This is a genomic window from Nocardioides flavescens (assembly GCF_009823805.1).
GTDB lineage: Bacteria > Actinomycetota > Actinomycetes > Propionibacteriales > Nocardioidaceae > Nocardioides > Nocardioides flavescens.
On sequence record NZ_WUEK01000004.1, the window covers coordinates 389,917 to 397,852 of the forward strand.

Here is a 7,936-nt window from a genome sequence, read left to right on the forward strand (position 1 = left end):
GCTGGGGCGCCTCCCTGCTCGACCAGCGACAGAGCTCCGGCTCCCGCTGACCTGGGCCTGCGTCCCCGACGGCACTCACCAGGGGACGACGCCGGCGTCCTCGTAGAACCCACCCGTCGGGCCGTCGTCGGGCAGCAGGGCGAGTCGGATCGGCGTCGCCGCGCCCTGCTCGACGGTGCGGGTGCCGCGGAAGCCGTTGAGGTCGGTGGCGACGTAGCCCGGGCAGGCGGCGTTGATCAGGATGCCGGTCCCGACGAGCTCGCGGACGTACTGCAGCATCACGGCGTTGAGGAACGTCTTCGACGGTGAGTACGCCGCCGCGACGGGTCCGGCGGAGCCGTCGTCGGCGGACGCGGCCTGGCGGGTGAGCGAGCCGACACCGCTGGAGACGTTGACGATGCGCGGGTGGGCCGAGCGGCGCAGCAGGGGGAGTGCGGCGTTGGTGACCCGCATGACGCCGAGCACGTTGGTCTCGACGACGGTGCGGATCACGTCGAGGTCGACCTGCGTGGGCTCCTGCGGCACGGTGCCGGTGATGCCGGCGTTGTTGACGAGCACGTCGAGGCCGCCGGCGACCTTCTCGACGAGGGCGAGAGCGTCACGGACGCTGGTGTCGTCGGTGACGTCGAGGGGCACACCGAAGGCGTCGACGCCGGAGTCGCGCAGGGAGGCGACGGCCTCCTCGCGGCGGGCCTCGTCGCGGGCGCCGACCCCGACGCGGAAGCCCTCGGCGCCGAGTCCGGCGGCGATGGCGTAGCCGATGCCCTTGTTGGCGCCGGTGACGAGGGCGGTGCAGGTGCTGGTCTCGGGTGTCTCGGTCATGGTTCGAGCCTCCTCCGCTGCCGAACGGCACCCCAACACCGTCTGGGTCTGCAGCGATACCGTGGGGGTATCGGTGAGCGAGGGGATCGGGCCGGGTGGAGACGAGAGAGCTGCGCTACTTCGTGGCGGTGGCGGAGGAGCTGCACTTCGGTCGTGCCGCGGAGCGCCTGGGGATCGCCCAGCCGCCGCTCTCGCGCGCCATCGGCCAGCTCGAGCGCCGTCTCGGGGTGCGGCTGCTCGAGCGCAGCAGCCGCAGCGTGTCGCTGACCGCGCCGGGACAGGTGCTGCTCGACGAGGCGCGGACCGCGCTCGACGCGGTGGCGGCGGCCGAGCGGCGCACCCGACGGGCCGCGGAGGCCGTCGAGGCAGCCCCGCGGCTGGTGCTCGCGACCAAGGCCGGGGCCGCCAACGAGCTGGTGGCCAAGCTGCTCGACCGCTACGCCGCCGAGCCCGGTGCGGTGGTGGTCGAGGTGCTGCTGGGCGCGCCGGGCGACCAGTCCCGCGCGGTGAGGGACGGACGCGCCGACCTGGCGATCCTGCACGCGCCGTACGACGACACGTCGGGGCTCGACGTCGAGGTGCTCGTCCGTGAGCCGCAGGTGGTGCTCCTGCCGGCGGGACACCCGGCGACCGGCACGGCGGGGCTGCGGGGCGCCGACCTCGCCTCCCTCGAGGGGCTGCCCGCCCCGCGCTGGCCCGACGACGCGGGTCGCTACGCCGACGGGCCCGGTCCGGCCGTGCGCGACACCGCCCAGCTCCTCCAGCTGATCGAGCTCGGCCGCACCCACCTCACCGCCCCGGCATCGGCGGCCGACCACGCGGGCTCGGCCGTCGCGGCCGTCCCGCTCCTCGACGCCCCGGAGGTCGAGACGGTGCTCGCGTGGCCCGCTCACAGCCGGTCGCACGACGTCGCACGGTTCGTCGAGGTCGCCACGGCCCTGTAGCGGCGTTGATGGCGACAACAGCCCGAGACCGGCCGATCCGTAGGCAACTCCTGCCATGGCGGCAGAGGTGCTGCAGCGGCTTGAATCTCCGGCATGACCAGAGCGCGGAGCATCCGGATCGGGATCGACACCGGTGGCACCTTCACCGACGTCGTGGCCTTCGACGAGGAGACCGGCGAGCTGGTCACGACCAAGACGCCGTCCACGCCGAGCAACCCCGCCGACGGGTTCCTGGCCGGGATCGACAAGGTCCTGGGTCTGCTCGGCGCCGACGGCTCGGCCATAGACGCGGTCAGCCACGGCACGACGGTCGCGACCAACCAGCTGCTCGAGGGCAAGGTCGACCGGCTCGGGTTCATCACCAACGCCGGCTACGAGGCGATGCTCGAGATCGCGCGCCAGTCGGTGCCGGACGGCTACGGCAACAGCTACTTCTGGGTGAAGCCGGAGCGCATCGTGCCCCGCCACCTGGTGAAGGGCGTCGAGGGCCGCCTCGACGTGAACGGCGAGGAGGTGCGCCCCCTCGACGAGGACGCCGTGCGCACCGTCGCGCGGTGGTTCCGCGCCCAGGGCATCAGCACCCTGGCCGTCTGCTTCCTGCACGCCTACGCCAACCCCGCCCACGAGGAGCGCGCGCTCGAGCTGATCCGCGAGGAGCACCCCGACGCCGTCGTCTCGCTGTCGAGCGAGGTGCTGCGCGAGTACCGCGAGTACGAGCGGGCCATGACCACGCTGGTCGACGCCGCCGTCAAGCCGCGGCTCTCGGCGTACGTCAACAACATCAAGTCCCGGCTGTCCGTCTACGGGGGGTCCACGGGGGGCGGAGCCCCCCGTGCGTTGCCCTTCTACGTCATGAAGTCGAACGGCGGCGTCCTCTCGGCCGACGAGGTCGTGCACCAGCCGATCACGACCGTGCTGTCCGGCCCGGCCGCCGGCGCGCTCGGCGCCGCGCTGATCGCCAAGGTCGCCGGCTTCGACAAGGTGCTGACCTCCGACGGCGGAGGCACCTCGACCGACGTCTCGGTCGTCATCGACGGCGAGCCGACGCTGACGACCGAGGGCTCGGTGGGCGCGTTCCCGTCGAAGATCCCGATGATCGACGTCGTCACAGTCGGCGCGGGCGGCGGCTCGATCGCCTGGCTCTCGCCCGAGGGCACCCTCAAGGTCGGTCCGCAGTCGGCCGGCGCCGACCCCGGCCCGCTCTGCTACGGCAAGGGCGGCCGCGAGGTCACCATCACCGACGCCCACGTCTTCCTCGGCCGCATCCCGCCCCACCTGCTCGGCGGCGAGATCCCGCTCGACGTCGACGCCGCCCGCGAGGGCATCGTGGCGCTCGCCGAGCAGCTCGGCCTCAGCCCCGAGGCATGCGCCACCGGCGTCCTCGAGATCTCGGCGTGGAACCAGGCCAACGCGCTGCGCCAGGTCACCGTCAAGCGCGGCCTCGACGTCCGCGACTTCACGCTCACCACCTTCGGCGGCTCCGGCTCGCTGCTGCTGTGCCGCCTCGTCGACGTGCTCGGCCTGCCCGCGGTGCTGGTGCCGCCCAACCCGGGCAACGTCTCGGCGTTCGGCCTGCTCACCGTCGACGTCAAGAACGACTACGTGCAGACCCACGTCGCGCTGGCCGACGCCCTCGACCCGGCCGCCGTCGGCCAGGTCTTCGACGACCTCGCCGCCCAGGCCGCGGTCGCGCTGACCAAGGAGGGCTTCGCCGCGGACGACCACCAGTTCGTGCGCACCGCCGACCTGCGCTACTTCGGCCAGGCCTTCGAGGTCCGCGTCAGCGTGCCGGAGGGCGACGTCGACGCGAGCGTCCTCGACGAGGTCGCCGCGAGGTTCCACGCCGAGCACAAGGCGCTCTACGGTTACGACTTCAGCGCCGACCCGTCCCAGCAGGTCGAGTGGGTCAACCTGCGCGTGTCGGGCATCGGTCCGATCCAGCGCCCCGACATCGCCAAGCACGCCTCCGGCGACGGCACCCTGCCGGCCGAGAAGGGCCGACGCCAGGTCTGCTTCGCCGCCGAGGACGGGTACGTCGACACGCCGGTCCTCTGGCGCACCGACCTCACCCCCGGCTCGGTCGTCGAGGGCCCGGCGATCATCGAGGAGTTCGGCTCCACGGTGCCGCTGCACCCGGGCTTCTCGGCCCGCATCGACGAGTTCCTCAACATCATCGTCACCCGCTCGAACGCCGGCGCCGACAAGGAGAACAGCTGATGTGCACCTGCTCGAGCGGAGTCGTCACCTCCGCCCCGCACGACCACGCGGACGAGACGGCCCGGGCCGCCGAGAGCCGCCGCGCTCCCACGGACTTCCCGTTCGGCCACCTCACCGGCGACGCCGGGGCGAGCGCCGACCCGGTGCTGGTCGAGATCGTCCAGGGCTCGCTGGCCAGCGTCGAGATGGAGGTCGAGACCGCCATCGGCCGCACCTCGCGCAGCCCGATGATCCGCGACGCCCACGACTTCCGCGCCGGCATCCACGACCGGCTGCTGCGCAAGCTGACCGGCCGCTCGTACAGCGCCTTGGTGCACCCGGTCGCCCGCGACTTCCCGATCGAGGAGATGCGCGAGGGCGACGTCTTCTTCCACAACGACGTCTACCGCTCCGAGGGCGGCATCGGGCACCTGCCCGACCTGTGCGTCACCGTGCCGGTCTTCGCCGGGCCCGAGGGTGAGCGCAAGGTCGTCGCCTTCGTCCAGGCATTCGGCCACCACGACGACATCGGCGGCGCCGTGCCGGGCTCGATGCCCTCGCACGCCACGAGCGTGTTCGAGGAGGGGCTGATGGTGCCCCCGATCCGGCTGTGGGACGCCGGCGTGCCCAACCGCGCCGCGCTGTCGATCATGACCCGCAACAGCCGGATGCCCGAGTCGCTCGCCGCCGACCTCGACGCCGAGTGCTCGGCGTGCCTCATGGGCGCGCGCCGCCTCGGTGAGCTCTTCGACCGCTACGGCGTCGAGACCGTCGAGTCCTGCTTCGACGCGATCATCAGCCGCACGACCGAGACCTACCGCCGCGAGATCCTGTCCAAGATCCCGGTCGGCACCTGGACGTGGGAGGACTACGCCGAGCACGACGGCGTCGACGAGCCGCAGCTGCACACCCAGCGCATCACCCTGACGCGCACGCCGGCCGACGACCCCGAGGGTGAGCGGCTGGTCCTCGACTTCGGCGGCACGAGCCCGCAGGCCAAGGGCCCGATCAACCACTGCGGCGACTACAGCGACGGCGTCTTCCTCAAGAAGTGGCTGGCGCCGATCCTGCGCAACCTCGCCGACACCCCCGAGCGGATGGCCGAGCTCGACGTCAACGAGGGCATCGTGCCGCTCATCGAGATGAAGTTCCCGCCGCCGGGCACCCTGCTCACGCCGGTCTTCCCGGCGCCGACCAACGCCCGCACGTTCGTCATCCTGCGTCTGCTCGGCGTGCTCGCCGGCGTGGTCGCCAAGGCCGTCGACGGCAAGATGCCGGCCGACCAGGAGACGATCCGCTACACCGGCGTCTACGGCGAGGACCTCGAGGGTCGCTCCTACCTCATGCGCGAGGTGCTCGGCGGCGGCTCCGGTGGGCGCTACTACGCCGACGGTGAGGACACCATCCACGTCGTCCCCGACTCCCGCAACCTCCCGACGGAGTTCACCGAGGCGCGCTTCCCGTTCCGGGTCGAGTCGCTCTCGCTCGCCGTCGACAGCGGGGGAGCGGGCCAGTTCCGCGGCGGCCTCGGCTACGAGAAGTCGATCCGGATGCTCAAGGACTGCCACTTCATGTCCATCGCGGACCGCTCGATCCTGGCCTGCTGGGGCGTCAAGGGCGGTCACGCCGGAGCGCCGTTCCAGGTCACCATCGACCCTGGCGGCCCGAACGAGCGCGAGGTCGACGCCCTCGCCGACGACGAGCCCGTGAAGGCCGGTGAGGTCATCCGCATCCGCACCACCGGCGGTGGCGGCTGGGGCGACCCGCTGCAGCGCGACCCCGAGCTCGTCGTGCGCGACGTCGTGTGGCGCAAGGTCTCGCCCGAGGCCGCCCTGTCGTCGTACGGCGTGGTGCTGACCGGCTCGGTCGACGACGACTCGCTGTCCTTCGACGCCGACGCGACCGCCGCCGAGCGCGCGGGTCGCCCCGCGGCCGGGGAGGCGTTCTTCCACCGCGGTCCGGGCTACGCCGAGCTCGCCGGCGGCGCCGCCCACGCCGAGGTCGACGTGCTGGCATGAGGCTGCGGGGCTGGTGGTCGAGGAAGGACGAAGTCCTGTCTCGAAACCACTGTCGCCTTCGTGTGGTTTCGAGACGGTCGCTAGCGCGACCTCCTCAACCAGCGGAGTGCGGCTGATGCGCGTCGCCGTCGTCGGCGGCCGGGGCAAGACCGGCCGGGCCGTCGTCGCCGCGCTCACCGCGCGCGGGGTCGAGACGGTCGCCACCGGCCGGGCCGAGTGGGACCGGCTCGCCGAGGTGGTCGCGGGCTGCGACGCGGCCTACGTCGTCGCGCCCAACCTCCACCCCGACGAGCCGGCGTACGCCGCCACGGTGCTCGACGGGCTCGTCGAGGCCGGGGTGGGGCGCGTGGTCTACCACTCCGTCGCCTCGCCGTACGCCCCGCAGATGCCGCACCACCTCGGCAAGGCGATGAGCGAGGACCTCGTGCGCCGCAGCGGGCTCGCCTGGACGCTGCTGCAGCCAGGGGCCTACCTGCAGAACCTCGACCTGGGGGCCGAGCTGCAGGTCCCGTACGACCTCGACGCGACCTTCGGGTTCGCCGACCTCGCCGAGGTGGGCGAGGCCGCCGCCGTCGTGCTCACCGAGCCGGGCCACGAGGGCGCGACCTACGAGCTCGCGACCCGCGTCGCGACCGTGCGCGAGCTGGCCGCGGAGGCCGGCGTGCACGCCGTGCAGGTGCCGAACACCACCGGCGGCGCGCTCGGCGCGATGTTCGACCACTACGACCGCCACGGGCTGCCGGTCGGCACCCGTGTCCTCGACATGCTGCTGGGAAGGAACCCCTGATGAGAGTCCTGCTCGCGCTCGGCGGCAACGCCATGACCAACGCCGAGGGCCGCGCCCGGCCCGAGGACCAGATCGCCGCCGCCCAGGTCGCGATGCGCTCGGTCGCCGAGCTGCTCGCCCACGACGTCGACGTGGTGATCACCCACGGCAACGGCCCCCAGGTCGGCAACCTGCTCGTCAAGAACGAGCTCGCCGCCGGCGTCGTGCCGCCCGTGCCGCTCGACTGGTGCGGTGCCCAGACCCAGGCCACCCTCGGCTCGGTGCTCATGGACGCTCTCGACGACGCGCTGCTCGAGCACGGCGTGCTGCGGCGTACGGCGGCGCTCGTCACGCGCACGCTCGTCGACCCCGACGACCCCGGCTTCACGACCCCCACCAAGCCGATCGGGCGCTACCTGCCCGCCGAGGAGGCGCAGGTCCTCGTCGAGCACGGCGAGACCTGGGAGGACCGCGGCGAGAAGGGGTGGCGCCGCGTCGTCGCCTCGCCCGAGCCGCTCGAGATCATCGACGCCCCGGCTGTGCAGGCGCTGGTCGAGGCGGGCTTCGTCGTCGTCGCCAACGGCGGCGGGGGCATCCCGCACGTGCGCGACGGTGAGGGCCGCCTGCGCGGTGTCGAGGCCGTCATCGACAAGGACCTCGGCGCCGACCTGCTCGCCCGCAGCGTCGGGGCCGACGTGCTCGTCATCGCCACCGACGTGCCCCACGCCGTCGTCGCCTGGGGCACCCCCGAGGCCCGCGACGTCGAGACCGTGACGCTCGAGGAGATGCGCGCGCTGGCCGCCGAGGGCCACTTCGCCTCCGGCTCGATGGGCCCCAAGGTCGACGCCGCCTGCCGCTTCGTCGAGCGCGGCGGGGCCCGCTCGGTCATCACCAGCCTCGACCACATCGTCGACGCGGTCACCAGCAACGCAGGGACGACGATCCTCCCGGGCTGAGCCCCCACCGGGGGTTGAGGAAGGACGAAGTCCTGACGCTCCTATGGGCTGTCAACCCTGGCGGCGGCCTGTGGTGGGTTCTCGAGGAGTCGGTAGAGGTCGCGGGCGATGTAGTTCTTCAGGCAGCGGCGGATCTCGCGGGGGTTCTTGCCTTCGCTGGTGCGTCGTTGGGTGTAGGCGATGGTGGCGGGGTCGTGTCGTTGCCTGGTCAAGACGATGGTGTGCAGGGCCCGG

6 protein-coding genes and 1 pseudogene are annotated in these 7,936 nt (G+C 72.8%); 5 read left to right on the forward strand and 2 right to left on the reverse strand.

Going from position 1 to position 7,936, the window contains the following annotated elements; translation table 11 throughout:
- Positions 1 to 75 precede the first annotated feature (75 nt).
- A complete protein-coding gene (locus GRQ65_RS08850) occupies positions 76 to 822 on the reverse strand; it encodes an SDR family oxidoreductase (protein WP_160877277.1) in 747 nt (248 codons plus the stop codon).
- 95 nt (positions 823 to 917) lie between these two features.
- Between GRQ65_RS08850 and GRQ65_RS08855 the strand changes: the two genes are divergently transcribed.
- The 5 genes from GRQ65_RS08855 (at position 918) to GRQ65_RS08875 (ending at position 7,702) form a co-directional block, all read left to right on the forward strand.
- Complete coding sequence (locus GRQ65_RS08855) at positions 918 to 1,766, forward strand: LysR family transcriptional regulator (RefSeq protein WP_160877279.1); 849 nt, start codon at positions 918 to 920, stop codon at positions 1,764 to 1,766.
- Positions 1,767 to 1,859: 93 nt separating this feature from the next.
- Positions 1,860 to 3,983, forward strand: coding sequence for a hydantoinase/oxoprolinase family protein (locus GRQ65_RS08860; RefSeq protein ID WP_160877281.1), 2,124 nt, complete (start codon positions 1,860 to 1,862; stop codon positions 3,981 to 3,983).
- Positions 3,983 to 5,980, forward strand: a complete 1,998-nt coding sequence (locus tag GRQ65_RS08865; protein WP_237447935.1) for a hydantoinase B/oxoprolinase family protein — start codon at positions 3,983 to 3,985, stop codon at positions 5,978 to 5,980. Before GRQ65_RS08860 ends, GRQ65_RS08865 begins: the two co-directional genes overlap by 1 nt.
- Before the next feature lie 115 nt (positions 5,981 to 6,095).
- Positions 6,096 to 6,767, forward strand: coding sequence for an SDR family oxidoreductase (locus GRQ65_RS08870; RefSeq protein WP_160877283.1), 672 nt, complete (start codon positions 6,096 to 6,098; stop codon positions 6,765 to 6,767).
- Positions 6,767 to 7,702 carry a carbamate kinase gene (locus tag GRQ65_RS08875; protein ID WP_160877285.1) on the forward strand — a complete coding sequence of 312 codons (936 nt, stop codon included), beginning with the start codon at positions 6,767 to 6,769 and terminating at the stop codon, positions 7,700 to 7,702. Before GRQ65_RS08870 ends, GRQ65_RS08875 begins: the two co-directional genes overlap by 1 nt.
- 41 nt (positions 7,703 to 7,743) lie before the next feature.
- On the opposite strand, the pseudogene GRQ65_RS22660 reads toward GRQ65_RS08875, so the two are convergent.
- Positions 7,744 to 7,936 (reverse strand): annotated as a pseudogene (locus GRQ65_RS22660) (hypothetical protein); the annotation flags it as partial.

Coding starts and splice junctions, on each gene's coding strand:
- GRQ65_RS08870 (WP_160877283.1), top strand. CDS start 6,096: ATGCGCGTCGCCGTCGTCGGCGGCCGGGGCAAGACCGGCCGGGCCGTC.
- GRQ65_RS08850 (WP_160877277.1), bottom strand. CDS start 822: ATGACCGAGACACCCGAGACCAGCACCTGCACCGCCCTCGTCACCGGC.
- GRQ65_RS08875 (WP_160877285.1), top strand. CDS start 6,767: ATGAGAGTCCTGCTCGCGCTCGGCGGCAACGCCATGACCAACGCCGAG.
- GRQ65_RS08860 (WP_160877281.1), top strand. CDS start 1,860: ATGACCAGAGCGCGGAGCATCCGGATCGGGATCGACACCGGTGGCACC.
- GRQ65_RS08865 (WP_237447935.1), top strand. CDS start 3,983: ATGTGCACCTGCTCGAGCGGAGTCGTCACCTCCGCCCCGCACGACCAC.